Origin of the sequence: Vibrio sp. ZF 223 (assembly GCF_003050585.1) — a bacterium.
Taxonomy (GTDB): Bacteria; Pseudomonadota; Gammaproteobacteria; order Enterobacterales; family Vibrionaceae; genus Vibrio; species Vibrio crassostreae.
Genome location: NZ_PIGB01000007.1, coordinates 152153 through 172813, shown reverse-complemented (window position 1 = coordinate 172813; position 20661 = coordinate 152153). Strand labels below are relative to the sequence as shown.

General features: G+C 45.3%; 15 protein-coding genes. 10 read left to right on the top strand and 5 right to left on the bottom strand.

Annotation, left to right across the window (positions count from 1 at the left end; genetic code table 11):
- Positions 1–85: 85 nt before the first annotated feature.
- From CWO13_RS14935 to udp, 3 genes are all read left to right on the top strand, one after another.
- Positions 86–1549 (top strand): MATE family efflux transporter, encoded by a 1464-nt coding sequence (locus CWO13_RS14935; RefSeq protein ID WP_107898754.1) that lies wholly within the window; start codon positions 86–88, stop codon positions 1547–1549.
- 153 nt (positions 1550–1702) lie between these two features.
- Positions 1703–4060 (top strand): zinc/cadmium/mercury/lead-transporting ATPase, encoded by a 2358-nt coding sequence (locus CWO13_RS14930; RefSeq protein ID WP_107898755.1) that lies wholly within the window; start codon positions 1703–1705, stop codon positions 4058–4060.
- Positions 4061–4373: 313 nt separating this feature from the next.
- Positions 4374–5132: a uridine phosphorylase gene (gene udp, locus CWO13_RS14925; protein ID WP_017632176.1), complete on the top strand. Its 759-nt coding sequence runs from the start codon at positions 4374–4376 to the stop codon at positions 5130–5132.
- A gap of 197 nt (positions 5133–5329) precedes the next feature.
- On the opposite strand, the gene CWO13_RS14920 is transcribed toward udp, so the two are convergent.
- The gene (locus CWO13_RS14920; RefSeq protein ID WP_048609362.1) at positions 5330–6496 is read right to left on the bottom strand and encodes a DUF1887 family protein; all 1167 of its coding nucleotides are present in this window, start codon (positions 6494–6496) and stop codon (positions 5330–5332) included.
- Between the two features lie 197 nt (positions 6497–6693).
- On the bottom strand, positions 6694–8685 hold the full coding sequence (locus CWO13_RS14915) for a methyl-accepting chemotaxis protein (protein ID WP_048658275.1): 1992 nt from the start codon (positions 8683–8685) through the stop codon (positions 6694–6696).
- Positions 8686–8962: 277 nt separating this feature from the next.
- Between CWO13_RS14915 and hinT the strand changes: the two genes are divergently transcribed.
- The 7 genes from hinT (at position 8963) to CWO13_RS14880 (ending at position 15564) form a co-directional block, all read left to right on the top strand.
- Entirely contained in the window at positions 8963–9313 is a 351-nt protein-coding gene (hinT, locus tag CWO13_RS14910; RefSeq protein WP_004736268.1) for a purine nucleoside phosphoramidase, read from the top strand.
- Positions 9314–9609: 296 nt separating this feature from the next.
- A complete protein-coding gene (locus CWO13_RS14905) occupies positions 9610–11001 on the top strand; it encodes a COG3014 family protein (RefSeq protein WP_102478373.1) in 1392 nt (463 codons plus the stop codon).
- The gene (locus CWO13_RS14900; protein ID WP_108083131.1) at positions 11001–11384 is read left to right on the top strand and encodes a YcfL family protein; all 384 of its coding nucleotides are present in this window, start codon (positions 11001–11003) and stop codon (positions 11382–11384) included. The genes CWO13_RS14905 and CWO13_RS14900 overlap by 1 nt, the downstream gene beginning before the upstream one ends.
- Positions 11385–11470: 86 nt before the next feature.
- On the top strand, positions 11471–12061 hold the full coding sequence (lpoB, locus tag CWO13_RS14895; protein ID WP_048658277.1) for a penicillin-binding protein activator LpoB: 591 nt from the start codon (positions 11471–11473) through the stop codon (positions 12059–12061).
- 201 nt (positions 12062–12262) lie between these two features.
- Positions 12263–13117 (top strand): phosphotransferase, encoded by an 855-nt coding sequence (locus CWO13_RS14890; protein ID WP_102432606.1) that lies wholly within the window; start codon positions 12263–12265, stop codon positions 13115–13117.
- Positions 13118–13225: 108 nt separating this feature from the next.
- A complete protein-coding gene (ycfP, locus tag CWO13_RS14885; protein ID WP_048658279.1) occupies positions 13226–13765 on the top strand; it encodes an alpha/beta hydrolase YcfP in 540 nt (179 codons plus the stop codon).
- A gap of 509 nt (positions 13766–14274) precedes the next feature.
- Positions 14275–15564, top strand: coding sequence for an NAD(P)/FAD-dependent oxidoreductase (locus tag CWO13_RS14880; RefSeq protein WP_048658280.1), 1290 nt, complete (start codon positions 14275–14277; stop codon positions 15562–15564).
- Between the two features lie 110 nt (positions 15565–15674).
- Here CWO13_RS14880 and CWO13_RS14875 read toward each other — a convergent pair whose 3' ends face one another.
- From CWO13_RS14875 to mfd, 3 genes are all read right to left on the bottom strand, one after another.
- Entirely contained in the window at positions 15675–16220 is a 546-nt protein-coding gene (locus CWO13_RS14875; RefSeq protein WP_108083130.1) for a GNAT family N-acetyltransferase, read from the bottom strand.
- 147 nt (positions 16221–16367) lie between these two features.
- Positions 16368–17135, bottom strand: coding sequence for a peptidoglycan binding protein CsiV (locus CWO13_RS14870; protein ID WP_108083129.1), 768 nt, complete (start codon positions 17133–17135; stop codon positions 16368–16370).
- A gap of 62 nt (positions 17136–17197) precedes the next feature.
- Positions 17198–20659, bottom strand: coding sequence for a transcription-repair coupling factor (gene mfd, locus CWO13_RS14865; RefSeq protein WP_107898757.1), 3462 nt, complete (start codon positions 20657–20659; stop codon positions 17198–17200).
- Between the last annotated feature and the right edge of the window lie 2 nt (positions 20660–20661).

Sequence of the window (20661 nt, the reverse complement as noted above, 5' to 3'; positions counted from 1 at the left end):
TTGATTAGTTGATTAGTTGATTAGTTGATTAGTTGATTAGTTGATAGGGCTTTAGCTCTTGGGTATTCCAACTTTTGGAGGTTTCATGTCAAATCAAACGGCAAAGTTTGTTGAAGGTTCAACGATGCGCCACATATTGGTGATGTCGGGGGCTGGCTCTGTCGGTTTGATGGCGTTATTTGTGGTTGATTTACTCGACATGTTGTTTATCAGTATGCTCGGGCAGGTCGAATTGGCTGCTGCGGTAGGCTTTGCAGGTACGCTGACTTTTTTCTCTACCTCTGTTTCGATTGGTACTTCCATTGCCATGGGCGCATTAGTGTCCAAAGCCATCGGCTCAAAGAATCAAGAACACGCTCGAAACCTAAGCACCAGTATCATGTTGACTGCGTTTGTTATCAGTTCCACCGTAACGGCAATCATGTTCGCTTATATTCCAGAGCTGCTAGCCGCGATAGGCGCCAAAGGCATTGCAGCCGAGCGTGCTCAAGCTTACCTACAGATTTTGTTGCCAAGTGGTCCATTTTTGGCGTTGGCGATGGCCGCGGGTGCGGGCTTGAGAGCGGCGGGCGATGCGAAACGTTCGATGTGGGCGACTTTGTCAGGCGGTATTGTTAACGCGATTCTCGATCCTCTGTTTATTTTTGGTTTTGGTTGGAACATCGAAGGGGCAGCTATAGCTTCGGTTGTTGCTCGCTTCTCGGTGCTGTTCTTCTCGCTTTATCCTCTGATTCGCAGCCATCAGCTGGTGGCTCCACCTTCGTTTGTGCAATGGCGCCTTAATATTCGACCAATATTGGCGATTGCGCTGCCTGCGATTATCACCAATACCGCAACGCCTATCGGTAATGCGATTGTGACGACAGGTATCGCACAATATGGTGAGGATTTTGTCGCGGGCTTTGCCGTGATCGGTCGTCTAACACCGGTTTGTTTTGCGGTTATCTTTGCCTTGTCTGGCGCTGTGGGACCAATCATTGGTCAGAACTTTGGTGCAGAACGCATGGACAGAGTTAAAGAAACACTCAATAACTCATTGCTGGTGACGACACTTTATACCATTGCCGTTTGTATTCTGTTGTACTTCGTTCAAGGTTATGTCGTTCAAGGCTTTAGCTTACAAGGTGATGCGGCCGTTATTGTTGCTGCGTTTTGTACTTATGTAGCGCTGACCTTCACCTTTAACGGCGCACTGTTTGTTGCCAATACCTCCTTTAATAATCTAGGTAAGCCTCTTTATTCAACGGCGTTGAACTTAGGCAAAGCGACGTTAGGTACTCTGCCGTTCGTTTATCTAGGTTCACAATGGTATGGCGCTTTGGGTGTTCTCTATGGTCAAGCCTTTGGTAATGTTCTGTTCGGGATTTTAGGTATTTTGGTACTTCGACATCATATTGCTGAGTTAATGCAGGGCTCTCAAGTTGATCCAGTGGAAGATGATGTGTCGATTGTCAGCTTGAACACTCAGCCATTCTGTTCACACGATGCGGTTCTTATTGATGATGTATCGGCGAACCGTGAAGAGTGTGCGGAGCTTAAATCTCAGTAAGCCATCGGCGCTGGCATAATATTTTTGTTTTCTTGATAACTTCTTCTTGACCTTGGAGTAGCCTCCAAGGTTTATACTTTTGATGAACTTAAGGTTCTGTTGCTCGTGAGTCAGCAACAACCTCAAGGCTTTTGAGTATTAAGGAGATACATTATGTGCGCAAAACATGCAGCGTGCCGCTCAACAAAAGTGGACGTTCAACCTCAAGCGGTGGGAGCTGGTTGCTCTAGCCCTAAAATTTCCAGCATTACGGCAGCAGGTACTTCATCTGGCTGTTGTAGTTCTTCTTCTGCGGCTCCTTCATCGTCAGGGGATGATTGTTGTAGTTCGGACAGTGGAGAAGAGGACAGTCAGTCCTTACCCTCATCTTTCGACGCTCAATTTTCGAAAAGTTGGTTGGTTGCCGGAATGGACTGCCCAGCTTGTGCAAGAAAAATAGAAAACGCGATCAGCAATATTGACGGTGTTATTCAAGCGAAGGTTCTCTTTGCTACCGAAAAGCTGGTTGTGAAATTCGATAATGAAAGCCTTGCCGACACCATTGAACAGGTCTCTATTAAAACGGGTTTCCCTCTTACGGAAGTCGGTTCAAAGAAAGAAAAACAACAACCTGAGACTTTTTGGCAAGCTCATATCCAACCTAATTTACAGATTATCGCGATTGCAGCGGCAATGCTGTTTGCTGCGCTTCTGAAAAGTACCTCTCCTCAATTAAGTGAAGGCTTGTTTACGGTAACTTGTTTGCTTGGTTTATATCCGGTGGCGAAGAAAGCGGTTCAGTTGGCACGCTCAGGTACACCGTTTGCTATTGAAACCTTAATGAGTGTTGCCGCACTGGGTGCTTTGTACCTGGGTGAAACCGCGGAAGCGGCGATGGTTCTATTATTGTTCTTGATTGGTGAGCGCTTAGAAGCGTTTGCTTCATCTAGAGCAAGAAGTGGCGTTCAAGCGTTAATGGCATTGGTACCAGAAAATGCAACTAAGATTATCAACGGTGAACGTGTTGAAGTAGCAGTCAGTGAACTGGTTCCTGGTGATGTGATTGAAGTGGCTGCGGGTTCTCGTTTACCTGCTGACGGTCAATTGATTACAGACGCGGCGAGCTTTGATGAAAGTGCGTTAACCGGTGAATCTGTTCCTGTTGAACACACCGAAGGTAACAGCATTATGGCTGGTGCCGTCGTCGTGGACAAAGTGGTTCGTATAACCATCACTTCAAAACAAGGTGAAAACGCAATCGACCGTATTCTTCACTTGATTGAAGAAGCAGAGTCTCGTAAAGCACCGCTGGAACGTTTCCTTGATAAGTTCAGTCGTTGGTACACGCCATTGATGATGGTGGTGGCTTTACTCGTTATTATCACGCCACCACTGTTGTTCGCTCAACCTTGGGAAACATGGGTATACCGTGGCCTAGCGTTATTATTGATTGCTTGTCCGTGTGCGTTAGTTATCTCGACGCCAGCAGCGATTACTTCTGGTTTAGCGGCAGCAGCGAAACGTGGTGCACTAATTAAAGGCGGTGCAGCACTGGAGCAGCTTGGTAAAATCCAAACTATCGCCTTCGATAAGACGGGCACACTGACCGAAGGTAAGCCTCAGGTTACGGATATTCAGCCTCTTTCGGGTTGGCAACAAGATGCGATGCTGCGTGTGGTTGGTGCAATTGAAGTTGGCTCTACTCACCCATTGGCGCAATCACTTGTCGCTAAAGTAAAAGATCTGAATATTGAGATTCCTGAATCACACAACAAGATCGCACTTATCGGTAGTGGTGTTGAAGGTGATGTTGATGGCGTTAAGTATCAGGTTCTGTCACCGTCTAAAATAGCGTTCGATCTTGGTGCCGATGTGGTTTCTCAGGTAGAAGCATTGGAAGGCGAGGGCAAGACGGTTGTGGTTGCTCTTGAGCTTAAAGATCAAGAAGAATCAAAAGAGCAAAATACGACAGTGATTGGTCTGATTGCTTGGCAAGATACGTTACGCAGTGACGCTAAGCTTGCGATTGAACGACTCAATGATTTGGGTATTCAATCTATCATGCTGACTGGCGATAACCCGCGCAGTGCAGCAGCGATCAGTAGCAAGATTGGTATGCAGTACAAGGCAAGCCTATTGCCAAGCGACAAGGTATCTTACGTTGAAGAGCTGTCTCAACAGTCGCACGTGGCGATGGTCGGTGATGGCATCAATGATGCGCCAGCAATGAAAACGGCGAATGTCGGCATCGCGATGGGTGGTGGTACGGATGTCGCTTTGGAAACGGCGGATTCAGCGCTGACTCATAACCGTTTAACTGAGCTGCCAGCGATGATTGAACTGTCGCAAGCGACCATGAATAACATCCGTCAAAACGTAGCCCTTGCGCTTGGTTTGAAGGGCGTATTCTTGGTGACAAGCTTGTTAGGTATTACTGGCTTATGGGTTGCAGTGTTAGCGGATAGTGGTGCAACTGCATTGGTGACATTGAACGCATTGCGTCTGCTTCGATTCAAGTCTAAGGCGGATTAAGTTCAGATCTCTGACATAGATTATGTCTTATTCAAAGCGACGAATATAGAAAGCGTCTAATCTAAAAAGCGCCTTTAGCGGTAATACGTTAAAGGCGCTTTTTGTCTCATTAGTATGCAACATAGGTATACGGATTACTTATTTTTGTGATGCCAATCGGTTTTTTGTGAAACTTGAATTCTTGTTGCGATCATTCGTGTGACATGCGTCACTTCATTTTGTAATGAGCTTGGTTAGAGTGTGTTCGTACCCCACGAATTTACTATGAGCTTAAATAAGGGTAAAAAGCCCAATAAGCCAAAAGGAGCGAACTATGTCTCAAGCTGTTTTCCACTTAGGTGTTACTGAAGCAGATCTTAACGGTGCTACTCTTGCGATCATCCCTGGTGATCCTGCTCGTGTGCAAAAAATTGCAGAAGAGATGGAGAACCCAGTATTTCTTGCTAGTCACCGTGAATACACGCTTTATCGCGCAGAGCTAGACGGCAAGCCAGTTGTTGTATGTTCAACAGGTATCGGTGGCCCATCTACTTCTATCGCTGTAGAAGAGCTTGCTCAACTTGGTGTTCGTACTTTCCTACGTGTTGGTACTACTGGTGCTATCCAACCTCACGTAAACGTGGGTGACATGATTGTTTCTACAGGTTCTGTTCGCCTAGACGGCGCTAGCCTGCACTTTGCTCCAATGGAATTCCCAGCAGTTGCTGACTTCGAAGTGGCAACAGCGATGAAAGCAGCGGTTGAAGAATCAGGCGCAGCAGTTCACATGGGCGTAACGGCTTCAAGTGACACTTTCTACCCAGGTCAAGAGCGTTACGATACGTTCTCTGGTCGTGTTGTTAAGCGTTTCCAAGGTTCTATGCAAGAATGGCAAGACATGGGCGTTCTAAACTTCGAGATGGAATCTGCAACGCTGCTAACTATGTGTGCAAGTTCTGGTCTGAAAGCAGGTTGTGTTGCGGGTGTAATCATCAACCGTACTCAAAAAGAGACGCCTGATCACGACACACTAAAAGTAACAGAAGCGCGTTCAATCAAAGTAGTTGTAGAAGCTGCTCGTAAAATGCTTTAAGTTGCAAAAAAGATTTAAGTCTTAAACTGACTGCAAATTTTGAAAATGGCCGTATCGAATGATGTGGCCATTTTTTATGTGGCAGAGAAAGTGGACAAGAAAAAGTATCAGATACAAAAAAGGCGAGTGACTTAATCGTCATTCGCCTTTTTAACAATCTGCTTAAGAGCATTTAGCTCTCATGAGTTTATTTGTTTTTAGTACTCTAGATCTTCACTACCACCCGCAGCCGTAAACCATGCCGTTAGGTGTGTTTTAAGATCTTTCAATTCGTCAGGGCCAATCAATGCAAGGCCAAGATCTTCTGCTCGTGTGATGTCGTTATGGCGAAGAGGGCGGAAGCTCACTAACATTGCACGTGCTTGTAGGCCACCCAATAGGTCTCTAAGCGATTCCAGTTTGTACAAGGTGTCATCACCATCGTCACGCATACCTTTGGTCTTACATTCGATGATGTGCAGCTTATTGTTCACCACTGAGGCAACATCAAGCTCGTTACGAACTTCTCGTTCACCCAGTTGACGGTATACCTGAACATTCAAAGAACGATCTTGAATGGTCGGCATGTCATCTTGGATTTGTTTCACTGTGCTGTGAACCAGAGTCTCCAGCCATTCACCGTTTGAGAAGCGGCGTGCGTCTTCATTAGCAAAAGTTAAAATACCATTGTCGTAAGTCGCAATCTTCGCTTCAACTAAATCGCTCAACAGCATGTTCAGTTCACGGTAACCTTGTTGCTTCTCAGAGAGACCAACATCAAGCTTCTGTTCTTTACGGCAGGTCGTTGCAAGGTAGTTTAATGTCGCAAGGCCTGGGCCCAATTCTAACGCGTTACTTGCCCAACGTTCACCCAGTTCATAAAGTTTCTGATCAAGTTGCGGAGATAGCTGAACATCGCTGAACTCGCCACGAGCCCCAAATACCGTTAGGTAGTCGTCGATAGTAATGCGGTCTTGAACTTGTGCGTCTTCTTTTCCGTTCGGGTACAACCAGCACAGCTTGTCACTGTTTGGTTCAACCACGAAGATTGGCCAGTGGTAAGTACGGAATACTTCGTACACCGAAAGTAGGCGGTGACGCAGGCCACAACTAGCGTTGAGCTTCACTTCTTGACCGCGAGCTTTGAGGTCTTCGGCAAGAGTTTGGATAGATTCTTTGATTACAGATGTGTTTACGATGGTCGGAATTTCGAAAAACTCACTGGTAATGTCGCGCTTCTGTAAAACGCTGTCTAAACGTTTGTACATACTGACTTGATTCTTGTCGCCGATAAACACGATGTGAGTGCTGACCGTTCGGTTATCAAGTAAAGGGGTGAGCAAGCGAATAGGGTCTTGATCGATAATGCCAACATGAACAGCCATATAAATTCCTTAATAGCGGCTCGCTCATAAAGGTGAAAGAAAAAACGGGAAGCAGCAAGCCTTAATAATCATATAATGACAAAGCTCATAAAAAACAAGGGCAACCCTTGATAAAAGTTGCCCTAGCTCAATTAGTTACCACTATTGGGTATGAAGTCTCAACAATCTCACTAAATATCTATCGATTCTTCATTTATCTATAGTTTGAATTGATGTACTAAATCACCTTGCTGATTTGCCAGAATCGTTAGGTTTTGGCTGGCTTCTGCAATTGATGACATCGCTTGGTAACTCTTATCTGCGATGTGGTTGATGTCTTCGATATTACGCGCGATATCGCCAGACGTTTCACTCTGCTCTGCGGCTGCTTGAGAGATATGTGTGCTCATGTGGCTAATCTCTAGAATCAAGGCTTGGATCTCTTCCATCGCACTGTTTGCACTTGAAGCTTGTTGGACTGACATGTCCATGTCGCTCATACAACTTTCAATCACGTTACTTGCTGTTTTCGAGCTTGATTGCAGGTTGCTGATCATGGTTTCGATTTCTGACGTTGATTGAGTGGTCTTTTGCGCTAGCACTCGTACTTCATCGGCAACAACTGCAAAACCACGACCTTGCTCGCCAGCACGCGCTGCTTCGATTGCCGCATTAAGTGCAAGTAGGTTGGTCTGTTCAGCAATGCCACGAATAACGTCAAGGATTGAACCAATCTGACTACTCATTTGTTGTAGCTCGCCCACAGCACCCACAGACTCAGTAAGGCGAACCTCAAGCTGATTGATAGTGCTAATGTTGGTGTTCATGATCTGACGACCAGACTCAGAAGCCGATTCTACTTGTTGAACCATGGTGAGTGAGCTTTGCGCGCTGTTTGCTACTTCTTGTACAGAATGAGACATCTCTGTCATTGCGGTCGCGACAGTTGCCGTTTGTTCACGTTGGCTGTTCAGCTGAGCTTGCGTTTCAGAAGAAGTCTTTTGGTTTACGCTTGCTGTCTTGGTTAAGTCATCTGAAGCATCATTCAGCTTCACAAGGATATTGTGCAAGTTGTCCGCCAAGGTGTTGATGTGGCGACTCACACGGCTGAATTCGTTGTCGTAGCGAATATCGATACGTTGAGTCATATCGCCTTGAGTCAGGCCTTCTAATGTCCCGAGAATGCGAGTTAATGGCTCTCTTACGCTATGTGCTATGTGGTAACCAATCGCTGCAGCGAATACGGTCACAATGATGCCAATTGCGATCGCATTGAATAGGCCTTTGTCGTAGATGCTGCTTGCGTCAGCTAACGACGAGTTCAGTTGCTCTTCAGCGGTCACGTTGAATGAATCTAGCACTGCCATTGCTTGGTCTACTTCTACGGCTAGGTTTGCAATGTTGATATACAGAGCTTCTTTCGCTTTCAAGTAGTTGTTGTGTTTGTCCAAGACACCGCCTTTCTGACCAACATCTTTGGTGAACTTTTGAACTGATTCATCAAAGACATTTTTAAGTGCTGGTAGTTGTGTTGATAGGCCACGATAAGCGTAGTTAAGGTGAGTAACGGCCTTTTTATTTTGGTTAACGGCTTTTTGAACGAAGGCTACATCAGAGCTAGCAAGTGCATCAGAGGTAATGACTTCTGCGTCTTGCAGTTTAATGAAGTAGCTTTTTGCCATTACTTTTACAGAGATGCTTTTTTGGTCGGCTACGTACTCTTTCATGCCAACGGTTAATTCTGAATGTAAGCGTTGGAAATCGCGAGACGCTTTTTGTACTTGTTCTTGTGCTTCAAACATAGCGACGTAGTTGTTCATCGCTTCGTCTGCTTCGGCGAAGTAGCGCTCTTCCATCGCTCTTAATTGGGCGATACGTTCGGTGAGCGAAACATTGTTTTGGCTTGCTGCTTCTAAGTTACCTAGCACTTCAGAAAACGAGTTTTGTGATGCAGCAAACTCTGTACGCATTGCAGACATGCGTTCAGCGTTTTGTGTGGTTAAGAAATCTTTGAATGACTTATCAGCAGAGAGCAATTGCACACTTGTTTGATTTGAAAGCGCGACAAGTGGTAATGAGGTTTCTGAGACACTCTCAAAATTGCTGTGTATCTGATTCATGCTGTTCATCATGATGGTTATCGTGACTGCGAACATGATGATGATCAGTGCGAAACCAGCGTACATACGCTTGATCACAGATCCCTTCATGGCTTTCTCCCTAAATAAAAATGCTGACCTAATGTCAGGTCAAAGTAAAACTAACAAAATTATCAGCATTCTATTGAGCTCCGCTTGCGCATTTTATGACGCACACGTCAAAAATAACCCTCAGTTATAACCAACATGCCATTCTTGAGAGCTGAGGCTCGTTTTCTTTGATTTGAACGGTGTTTTTTATTATGCTTTAAAGCAGATTTATTGTGGTTTGATGCGGCATAGCGCATACTCAAAGCATTAAAAAATAAATGTTTTATCGGAGAGAAACATGGCTGAAGAAACCATTTTTAGTAAGATCATCAATAAAGAAATCCCTGCAGATCTACTATACCAAGACGATTTAGTAACCGCATTTCGTGATATTAACCCTCGCGCGCCAAGCCATATCCTAATAATCCCTAACAAGTTGATTCCAACAACTAACGATGTTGAAGTCGAAGATGAAGCGATGATGGGCCGCATGTTTACCGTTGCTCGGAAGTTAGCAAAAGAAGAAGGCATCGCAGAAGATGGCTATCGTCTTATCGTGAACTGCAACTCTCACGGTGGCCAAGAGGTTTATCATATTCACATGCACTTGGTTGGTGGCCGTCCACTTGGTCCGCTATTAATGAGCTAATAAAAAGTTAATGAGCTAATGAAAAGCTAACGAGTTACTGAAAGTTAATGAGCTAGTTTAAACGAGATCATTAGCGGGTTAACACTAGTAGTTAGTTGGAAAATTTGTAGTTTGTATGCCAACTTTAAGTTCTATCTGTTGTCTGAATATCGGCATCGCCTAGGCAGAGGCTAAATCAGTAGGGTTTCAACTGGCTTGAGATCCTTTTTACAATACGTTTCGTTTTGATAATGAGACCACGAAAGGTCAGCAGACCCTAACAAAGTTGGCATTTTAAACATGCACGGAGACGATAAGTGAAGCAACAGTTTAGATTCGCTTCAATTGCCCTGTTATCGGCGTTGACCGTAGGTTGTGCGAGTATTTCTGCAGGAAGCCTATTTAGTCATTACAGCGCACAAAACAAAGCGATCTACCAAGCCGTTAAATCTGGAGATTATTCAGAGGCTCAGCAAGAGCTACCAGATTACGCGGCAGGCGACATCCTTGATAACTTTGAAAGAGGCAGAATTAACCTGCTGGATCAAAAATATCCTGAGAGTAAGTCTTCGTTTGAAGTGGCTGATCAGGCGGTTACTGAGCAGCAACGAAAAGCCGTAATCTCAATCTCAGACAGTGCAACCAGCGTGGGTGCGTTGGCTGTGAATGACAATATTACCGAGTATGTGCCAGCCGATTATGAGTTGGGCTTTCTTCATCTCTATCTCGGTTTAAATTACCTCAAGAAAAATGATTTAGAAGGTGCGGTGATCGAAATGCGTCGCGCCAACCAAGTGCAAGAGCAAGCGAAGAAGCAACGCGAAGCTGAGTTAGACCGGGCAGCTAACGATGCGAAGAAGCAAGGTTTGTCTGCCAATGTCGGTAGCATCCTTGCCAACTACCCAGATGCGGGTAAAAAACTGCAGTCGGTACAGAATGCATATCTGATGTTCTTGTCTGGTCTGCTTTATGAAGCTTCGAATGATCTAAACAGCGCTTATGTTGATTATCGTCGTGCTTTGGCTGTGATGCCAGATAACCAAGAAATCATCGACAGAACCATGGCGACAGCCGCTCGTTTAGGGATGCGACAAGATTTAGCGACACTAGAAAAACGTTATAAGCAGTCTTCTAAACTTAATGTAGGTGAAGGGAGAGTAATTGTTCTTCAAGAACAGAGCGCTGTGCAAGCTATGGACAGTTGGCGACTAGATTTACCTGTTTATGACAGTCGCGATCAGGGAGCGATATACTCTCTTGCGCTGCCATATTACCCGAGCCAAAACGTAGAGCGTTTTTCTGCATTGCGAATCAGTGGGCAGCCGCTACAAGAGCATTTGATTACCGATGTAAATGCAATGGCTCAAAACGATTTATCTGAGCGTATGACGAGCATTGTTATTCGCCAAGCGCTACGTGTGGTTGCGAAAGATCGCATTCGTAAAGAAGCCACCAAAGGCGATGATGTCGGTAATATTCTGTTCAACGTGTGGAACACACTGACAGAGCAACCAGACACTCGCAGTTGGCAATCTTTACCAGCAGAGATTAAGAGCAGCACGTTTGTAGCAAACAGTGGTCAATATACGTTGGAGGCTGGCGCTAAAACGTATGACTTTGATATTCGAGAGGGGCAGACCACCTTGGTGTGGATTTCTCGACAAGGAAACAACGCAACAATGTGGCATAAACAGCTAGGGAGGCTGTAATGAAAAAGTGGTTAGTGAGCTTAGCAGCGGTTATGGCTCTGTCTGGTTGTGCTGATAATACAGCTGGTGTAAGGGTCGATAGTCTGACTCAGAACGTTTTCTTTGGTGACAATGTATTGGGCAGCCGCTTACAGGTTGAAGATATCCGCACCGATTTAGTCGACGGTCATACGCGAGGAATCGTTCGTTTAAACAGTAACTATAAAGGCGATCAAAATATCCTTTATCGTTTTTACTGGTACGACGATGCCGGCCTTGAGGTCAACCTAAAGCAAGGCCCTTGGAAGCAAGCGATTGTGCGTGGCTTTGAAAGTATTTCGTTGTCGGAAGTGTCGGTAAACCCGAAAGCGACTCAGTTTAGAGTTCAGTTCCGAGAGCAGTAAGTTAGATAAAACGGATCTAATGGTTCGTAAATATAAGAATTTAAGAGTGTGGGTAACCCCACTCAGTGATAAGTTGAGGAAACAAAATGAAAAAGAGTGTCATTGCGCTATTAGGTTTAGCGGTTATTTTAGGCGGTTGTTCGAACAAGGTAAGCTACGGTGATGCACAAGCAGTAGAAACCACGACAATCGATTTCGGTTCAACTGACCTTCAAACGATTGCGGGTGAAATGGTCGATAGCATGATGGCGTCTGGTTCAGTGGCTTACATTACTCGTGAACAGCGTCCAATCGTGTTCGTTGAGCGAATCAAGAACAAAACAAGTGAGCACATCGATACTGAGTCAATCACTGACACAATCAGTACTAAAATGTTGAATTCTGGTAAGTTCCGTTTCGTTGATATGGATCGTGTTGAGTCTGTTCGTGATCAACTGAACTTCCAAAACAACGATGAGCTTGTAAACCAAAGTTCAGCGATTCAGTTTGGTAAAATGGTGGGCGCTCAGTATATGTTGTACGGCAACCTATCAAGCATCGTTAAGAAAGCGGGTAGCGATGAAGACGTATACTACAAAATGACGATGCGCCTAATGGATCTTGAGTCTGGCTTGATTGAGTGGGCTGACGAGACTGAAATCCGTAAGCAACAATCTAAGAGCCTTCTAGGTCTTTAATTTCGCTTACTTGCCAACTAAACGCAGCCAGTTTTGACAGCGTCTAGTCTTGGCTGCGCATAGTTTGGCCACACATAGCTTGATCACACATAGCTTGGTCACACGCCAATGCAGTGCATGATGTGCTGTTTATGAAGAGACACTGGCTTTTGGTCAGTGTCTTTTTTGTAGGGAAATGAAGACGTTTATAGGGAATGAGCAATGGCAATTTTTTCTTGGTCTGAGGCTAAGCTTCTTGATACCAGTCTGAGTTCGCTTGATGGTTACTTTTCTGAGCCTCCAGTTAGAGCTCAGACATTAACAGGCGGTTTGACCAATCGATGTTGGAAATTGGTTGATGTCGATGGCACTGCGTATGTTTGGCGGCCAACCACAGCTATCACTAAAGCCTTCTTCATCTCTCGTCATGAAGAGTACCAAGTGTTGTCGGCAATTGAGCGTCTCGGCATCGGGCCAAGCCCAGTGGTGGTGAATGAGCAGGGTTTATTGGTTGAGTGGATTGCAGGTGAGACACTTTACGAAGATCTAGAGCTCGATGACCTGTTGAAAACGCTGATCTCTGTGCATCTGGTCAATACTGCGCGATTACCACTGCAACCATTCAGTTTCACAGCGCGAGTCGACCACTATTGGCTGCAGCTTGATGCGATTCATAAGACCGAAGCCTGCACTAAGGTTTATCAAGAGTGGCGCGTGGCTCCGAGTGTTACCAATGTCGACCTGTCTTTGTGCCATTTTGATTTAGGTGGTTATAACCTGGTGAGAAACAGTGACGGTATTAAGATTATCGACTGGGAATACGCTGCGCTAGCAGACCCTAGGCTCGATTTAACCTTGACCATTGCGGTTACTGGAGTGCCGGCTACTGAAGCGGTTGAGAAGTACTGTCAGCTGCGAGGTATCCATGATGTTCAGCCTTGGCTAGATGGTGTAGCAGCGTGGTTACCAAGAAGCCAAATGATGGCGATGCTTTGGTATTTACTTGCTCATCAGCTTTGGGGCGATGAAAGTTATTTGCAGGAAGCAGAGGCTCTGAGTCACACTTTATGTAGCTAGGATCACGTTTAGGAAGTGAAAAATATAATTTCTCAGCTGTTACCTTTAAAACCTTGTTTTTCGTGTTAGATTGATCAAAACGTACCAATATTCAACGGGGGAGGTACAATGATTATCTATCTACATGGCTTCGACTCAACAAGCCCGGGCAATCACGAAAAAATACTGCAGTTGCAATTCATTGATGATGACGTTCGTTTCATCAACTACAGTACTTTGCATCCAAAACACGATATGCAGCATTTGCTAAAAGAAGTGCATAAAGTGATAGAGCAATCAGATGATCCGCATCCAATTATTTGTGGTGTAGGTTTAGGTGGTTTCTGGTCTGAGCGCATTGGTTTCTTGTGTGGTATTAAGCAGGTGATTTTCAATCCAAACTTGCAACCTGAAAACAACATGGTAGGTCGAATTGACCGTCCTGAAGAGTACGAAGATATTGCGACCAAGTGTGTTGAGCAGTACCGTATGAAGAACAAAGGTCGCTGTTTAGTGGTGCTTTCTCGTGAAGATGAAATTCACGACAATAGCAAAACAGCCGCTGCACTCGAAGATTACTACGACGTAATCTGGGACGAGAAAGAGAGTCACAAATTCAAAAAAATCTCTCAACATCTTCAGGCAATGAAAGCGTTTAAGAACGCTTAATTACTCCGGTTATTTTATAAAAGCAGCACTCATTTGGGTGCTGCTTTTTCACATCTGAATCTTAGATATTGGTATTGATAAAACAGTTGTATATGTTTTATCGGTCGGTTTGTGCATTTATAGATAAGTTTGCGCAAACGTTAACTAATTAGCCGCGAATCCTCATTGTGGGTAAGGATTTTTGTTGCGGTCATCTTTTTGCTATATATAATGTTCTTAAGCAAAATATTTTGACAAATATCAAAAAAAATTGAGAGCGAGTGAAAAACTTGCCCATAATTTGCGTTCTATCTCTCAGCTAGACGCCTTTTTTATCCATGTGAGCAAAGCGACAAACGAATGTTTGTTGTTTGTTATCCCTCTAACTACTCGGTTAGCTGTCGTTATTCTTTTTCGCGGTTATCCAATATGTCACAGCCTTATCAACAAGGCCGAGTAGATACATAGAATTTATCGGTTGGAGTAATCGAGCCGAACCCCATTTATTCATTTTGTAGAGGATTGTCATTGTGACAAAAATTATCGTAGTAGGCGGCGGTGCTGGTGGTTTAGAGCTAGCAACTAAGCTAGGCCGCACTTTAGGTCGTAAGAAGCGTGCCCAGATCACTCTGGTAGACCGTAAAGCAAGCCACCTATGGAAACCATTACTTCATGAAGTAGCAACTGGCTCACTGGATGAAGGTGTTGATGCATTAAGCTACCGCGCACATGCAAAAAACCATTACTTCGACTTCCAAATGGGCAGCCTGAACGACATCGATCGTGAACGTAAAGTGATTGCACTGAGCGAACTGAAAGATGAGCACGGCGAATTGCTGATGCCAAGTCGTGAACTTGAATACGACATTCTTGTTATGGCACTAGGTTCAACGTCGAACGACTTCAACACTCCAGGTGTTCGTGACAACTGTATTTTCCTTGATAGCCCAGAACAAGCGCACCGTTTCCGTACTGAAATGAATAACCAGTTCTTAAAGCTTCACGCTAAGAACGGTCAAGGTACGGTAGACATCGCGATTGTTGGCGCGGGTGCAACAGGTGTTGAGCTTTCTGCAGAGCTACATAACGCAGTAAAAGAGCTTCGTACTTACGGCTTCGGTGATCTAGATTCAAGCAAGCTGAACGTGAACCTAGTTGAAGCGGGTGAGCGTATTCTTCCGGCTCTACCTCCTCGTATTTCAAGCGCAGCACACTCTGAGCTAACGAAGCTTGGTGTGAATGTTCGTACTAATACTATGGTGACTCAGGCGGACTCTGACGGCCTAACAACCAAAGATGGCGACAAGATCCCAGCACAAATCATGGTATGGGCAGCAGGTATCAAAGCACCAGACTTCATGAAAGATATCGGTGGTCTTGAAACCAACCGTATCAACCAGTTGGTTGTGAAAAACACGCTGCAAACAACACTGGATGACAACATCTTTGCTATCGGTGACTTGGCACAATGTACCCAAGCAGATGGTTCATTTGTTCCACCACGTGCACAAGCGGCTCACCAAATGGCAAGCTGTGCATTCAGCAACATCATTGCTAAGCTGAACGGTCGTGACCTAAAAGACTACATCTACAAAGATAAAGGCTCACTGGTTTCGTTAAGCCGTTTCTCTACCGTAGGTAGCTTGATGGGTAACCTAACTAAAGGTTCGATGATGGTTGAAGGTCGTATTGCTCGTGTGGTTTACATCTCTTTGTACCGCATGCACCAAATGGCGCTTCACGGCTTAATCAAAACATCACTGATGATGCTGGTTGGTCGTATTAACCGTGTACTTCGTCCAAACCTAAAGCTTCACTAATCAGGTAAGCCTTATAAGGGCATTTCGCTGATAATAAAAAAGAGCTCTTCGGAGCTCTTTTTTGATCGTGTTGATTGAGTACTATCGCTGGTTGCAACTAATTGAAGTAGTTAAGAGTTTGGAGGTAGCACAGAATAAACCACGCCATCTTTCGGTTTACCGTTAAACAGAAATCGATTCTTGGCAATGGTTTCTCGCTCAGCGCCACACTTCTCTATCAGCTTTTGGCTTGGTAGGTTCTCGGTATCGCAGACAATCTCCAAGCGCGTTAACTTCAGTTGCGCAAAGCAAAATTCAAACAAGGCCAGCATCGCTTCTTTGGCTATTCCTCTCCTTTGAAAGTCATCACTCACCCAATAACCTAAACTCGCCATATTGAAGGTGTGATAAAGCTCATTGATCGCCACCATTCCGACCAGCTTATCGGTTTTTCGCTCAAAAATACCAAAACCAAACGCGTCGGCTTTCACCCAGTTCAGGCGAGTTGCTAGAATAAACTTCTCGGCTTCGACGATAGAAAACTCATCGTGGCACCAATCTACCCAAGGTAATAAACTCGGTGAAGATTTGATCAGCTGAGCAAACTCTTGAGCATCTGAGGCTTCAATGATTTTGAGGCTTAGATTTTGTGTATTGATCTGAAAGTCTGGGCTCATAGGACGTACCAAATAACATGTAATGGCTAATAAAACGCCCTCACAATGGAGGGCGTATTGAATGCTTAATACAACTTCAATTCTTTATATCAAGTTCCACTCTCTATAAGAATAGTTGAGCTGCTAGCTGAAGACTGATTACGTGGTTTATTGAGCGACGCGACGTACTTGAATCACCATGCCAAGAAGCGGGTGGTCTAGGTAGTGAGTCTCTGTACTGCGCATGCGACGTTTTTGGTCCATGCGGTAGCTTTTAAGGAACTCTTGCACTTCAACGGTCGGAGAGATCTCAGTAAGGTTACCCACCTGAACATTGCTCTCTGCACCACTTACTGGCGAGTCTAGCTCGATTTGCTGTTCTTGCAGCGTCACTTCACGAACGCTTGGCGCTTTTAAATCCAGAGTCGTTTCAGCATATAGATAGTGCTGTACGTAGATCTGTAGCTTGCCGTCTAATTCGTAAAGCGGTTTATCAATAGTTTCTTCTTGGAAGCCATCTGGGTTTGATGCAGTGACAGCACCTTTCTCAGAGCCGTCGGCATTAAACTGTTTAGAGAAGTCTTTACCTGCTTGAATGTGGAAAACAGGTGCTGAACTTTTACCTTGGTCACCTTGACGCCAAGCCGTATGCATCAGAACTTCAAAGCCTGCGTGTTTGCGTAGCTTGTCCTTCTGAGGCGTTAACTTGTATTCCGAGTAAGGAAGCATCTGCACGCCTTTCTTCGCTCGGTACTGGGTATCTTGAAATGAACCAACGCGCTCAAGTGAAATCTTAGGCTGTGTGTTTGGCCAAGATTCATTTACTTTTTCTGCATCAACAGCGCGCTTAAAAATGATCACTTCTATATCAAATTGTCTCTGTGCCATACTTGGCAGTGAGACGAACAATAGTAGCAGTGGGATCAGTCTTTTCATTTTTACTCCGTCTTCCAGCCGAACTATCGGCGGGATAATTTATATGTGCAGTGGGTTGGGTCTTATGCTGAAGGCAGCAAGTTTTGTCTGAATTCGCCCAATAAATCACTAACAAATTGAATTCGTTTCCGTCTGTCGACCAATGGTATCGTAAACTTGAACTTAGTTGGTCCTTCCATTGAAAACTTTTGCGGTTGAGATTGCAACAGTTTAACAAGGTAGTTCGGGTTTATGTCAGCATCCGGGTAGAATTCGATAAATCCGCCTTTATCGTGCGCTTCAATTTTCTTGGCTTTGATAGATGCCGCCGCTAATTTAAGCTCGGAAACCGATAATAAGTTCTTGGTTGCATCAGGAAGAATACCGAAGCGGTCGATAAGCTCGACTTTTAGCTCTGCAAGTTCATCCGTGTCACTCACGCTCGCAATACGCTTGTATGTTGATAAACGCGTGTTGATGTCTGGAATATAGTCGTCTGGCAATAGTGCAGGCAGACGCATCTCAATTTCAGTTTGTTCACGCAATAGATCATCAAGTGAAGGCTCTCTACCTTCTTTCAATGCTTCTACTGCTTGCTCAAGCATCTCCATGTACAAGGTGAAACCAACCGACTGGATTTGACCACTTTGCTCATCGCCTAATAGCTCACCAGCACCACGAATCTCTAAGTCATGGGTTGCTAGCGTAAAGCCTGCACCTAAGTCTTCAAGTGAAGCTATGGCGTCCAATCGTTTGACCGCGTCTTTGGTCATTGCTTTCGGGGGAGGTGTTAGCAAGTAGGCATAAGCTTGGTGGTGAGAACGGCCCACACGACCACGCAATTGGTGAAGCTGAGCTAAACCAAGGTTATCGGCTCTGTCCATCAAGATAGTATTAGCTGTTGGTACATCGATACCGGTTTCGATGATGGTTGTACACACCAACAAGTTAAAGCGCTGGTGGTAGAAGTCATTCATGATGCGTTCCAGTTCGCGCTCTCGCATCTGGCCATGAGCCACGGTAACGCGCGCTTCTGGAATCAGCTTCTGTAGTGACTCTGCTGTTTTCTCAATCGTGTCGACTTGGTTGTGCAGGAAGTAAACCTGCCCACCACGCATAATTTCACGCAGCACCGCTTCTCTGACGATCGCATCATCACTTTCGCGAACGAAGGTTTTAATTGCCAAGCGTCGTGCGGGTGGTGTTGCGATGATAGACAAATCACGCATACCACTCATTGCCATGTTCAGCGTTCGCGGGATTGGTGTAGCAGTGAGCGTTAGGATGTCGACATCCGCACGCATTGCTTTCACTTTCTCTTTCTGACGTACACCGAAGCGGTGTTCTTCATCGACAACCAGCAAGCCAAGGTCTTTAAACTTAATATCGCTAGAAAGAAGCTTGTGAGTCCCCACCAAGATGTCGACCTTACCCTCGGCGACATCTTGCATGATCAACTTCTGCTCTTTAGCTGATTTGAATCGGGATAGAACCTCGACACGAATCGGCAAGTTGGCGAAACGGTCGCGGAAATTTTCGAAGTGTTGCTGCGCAAGTAGGGTAGTAGGGACTAAAACCGCCACTTGTTTGCTGTTATCGGTACACACAAACGCTGCGCGCATCGCGACTTCGGTTTTACCAAATCCAACATCACCACACACCAAACGGTCCATGGCTTTTGCTTGGCACATGTCAGACATCACTGCATTGATGGCCATAGCTTGGTCATCGGTTTCTTCGAATGGGAAACCAGATTTGAAAGTCGCGTATTGGCCACGGTCGAGCACAAATTTGTAGCCAGGTTTCAGCTCACGCTTAGCGTAAACATCAAGTAGCTCCGCTGCAACATCACGGACTTTCTCTGCGGCACGTTTACGAGCTTTTTGCCACGCTTCGCCACCGAGTTTATGCAGTGGTGCAGAATCTTCAGCGCCACCAGAGTAACGCCCGATTAAGTTCAAAGACGCAACTGGCACGTAGAGCTTGGCATCGTTTTGATACTCAAGCGTTACGTATTCGGTTTTCATGCCGCCGGCTTCGAGTGTTTGCAAACCGATGTAACGACCAATACCGTGGTCAATGTGCACAACAGGCTGACCCGGTTTAAGCTCTGCCAAGTGGCGAATTACGGTATCGCTATTAACGCTTTTCTTATCTTTCTTACGACGCTGAACAACACGATCGCCAAGTAAGTCGCTTTCACAGATAAGGGCGATGTTGTGCTCTTCATGGATAAAACCGTGTTCAGCAGAGCCAAGGATCAGGCTGAACTTATCTTTGCCTTTAATCGCTTCGTCGAGGTTTTCAACTTCGCTTGGACGAACTTTTATTCCTCGAAGCAACTCACTCAGAGCCTCACGGCGACCTTCAGACTCAACTGAAAAAACCACTTTGCCTTCGAAGGCTTCAGTGAACTTTCTTAGGTTTGCGAGTGGCTCTTTATTCTGATGCTGAACACTGAGGTCAGGCAATGTCACGACCGGTAAGTTAGTGCGGCCTGCTTTCTCTTCAATCGAATCTAGGCTTAGGTTGACTTGTGGCTTCTGTTTGAAGTGTGCGAATAGCTCGTCTTTCTTTAGCCATAGTTGTTCAGGTGTCAGCAGTGGTCGTAATGGATCAACACCGCGCTGTTCGTATCTGTGAGCAACATCAGCAAGGAACGAATCAACAGCTGTTTCTACGTCACCAAGAACTAATAGTTGCGCTTCATCGGCAACGTAATCAAACAAGGTTTCTGTGTGATCGAAGAACAGCGGTTGCCAATACTCAATACCAGCAGGCCAAGTCCCTTTTGAAACCTGCATATAAACCGATTCTGGTTCGCGGCGGGCATCAAACTGTTGGCGCCAACGAATACGGAAATCTTCAATCGCTGTTTCCGAGGTTGGAAACTCATGAGCAGGTAGAAGGCGAATCTCGGAGATATCTTCGATAGAGCGTTGATTCTCAGGATCGAAGGTACGAATCGTATCGATTTCATCATCAAAGAAGTCTATACGATATGGGTCTTTACTGCCCATTGGGAATAGGTCGAGAATAGAACCACGGCTTGCGTATTCACCTGGGCCAAACACTTGATCAACGTAACGATAGCCTGACTTTTCAAGCTGCAAGCGCAGTTTCTCAAGCGAGTAGAGATCGCCCGTTTTCACCATTAGAGTGTGCTGCAGCAAAAAGTCGCGCGGTGACTGGCGTTGCAATAACGTGCTGATCGGAACGATCGTGATGCCGTCTTTTAATGTCGGCAAAGCATAAAGGCGTGCGATACGATCTGAGATGATCTCTTGGTGCGGCGAAAAGCTGTCGTAAGGCAGTGTTTCCCAGTCTGGGAATAATGCGACTTCATGTGCCGTAAACTGTTCAATTTCAGATTGTAGCTTAAGTGCGACTTGTGGGTCTGGCACTGCAAGTACGGTATGGCTGTTGTGTTGCTCTGCGAGTTTAGCAATGGCCAGAGCGAGAGACGAACCGACTAGGTTACCGATGTGCTTTTTGTCACCGGCACCTTTAAGTTTAGGTAGTGTAAATATGGATTTTTTGGTCATGT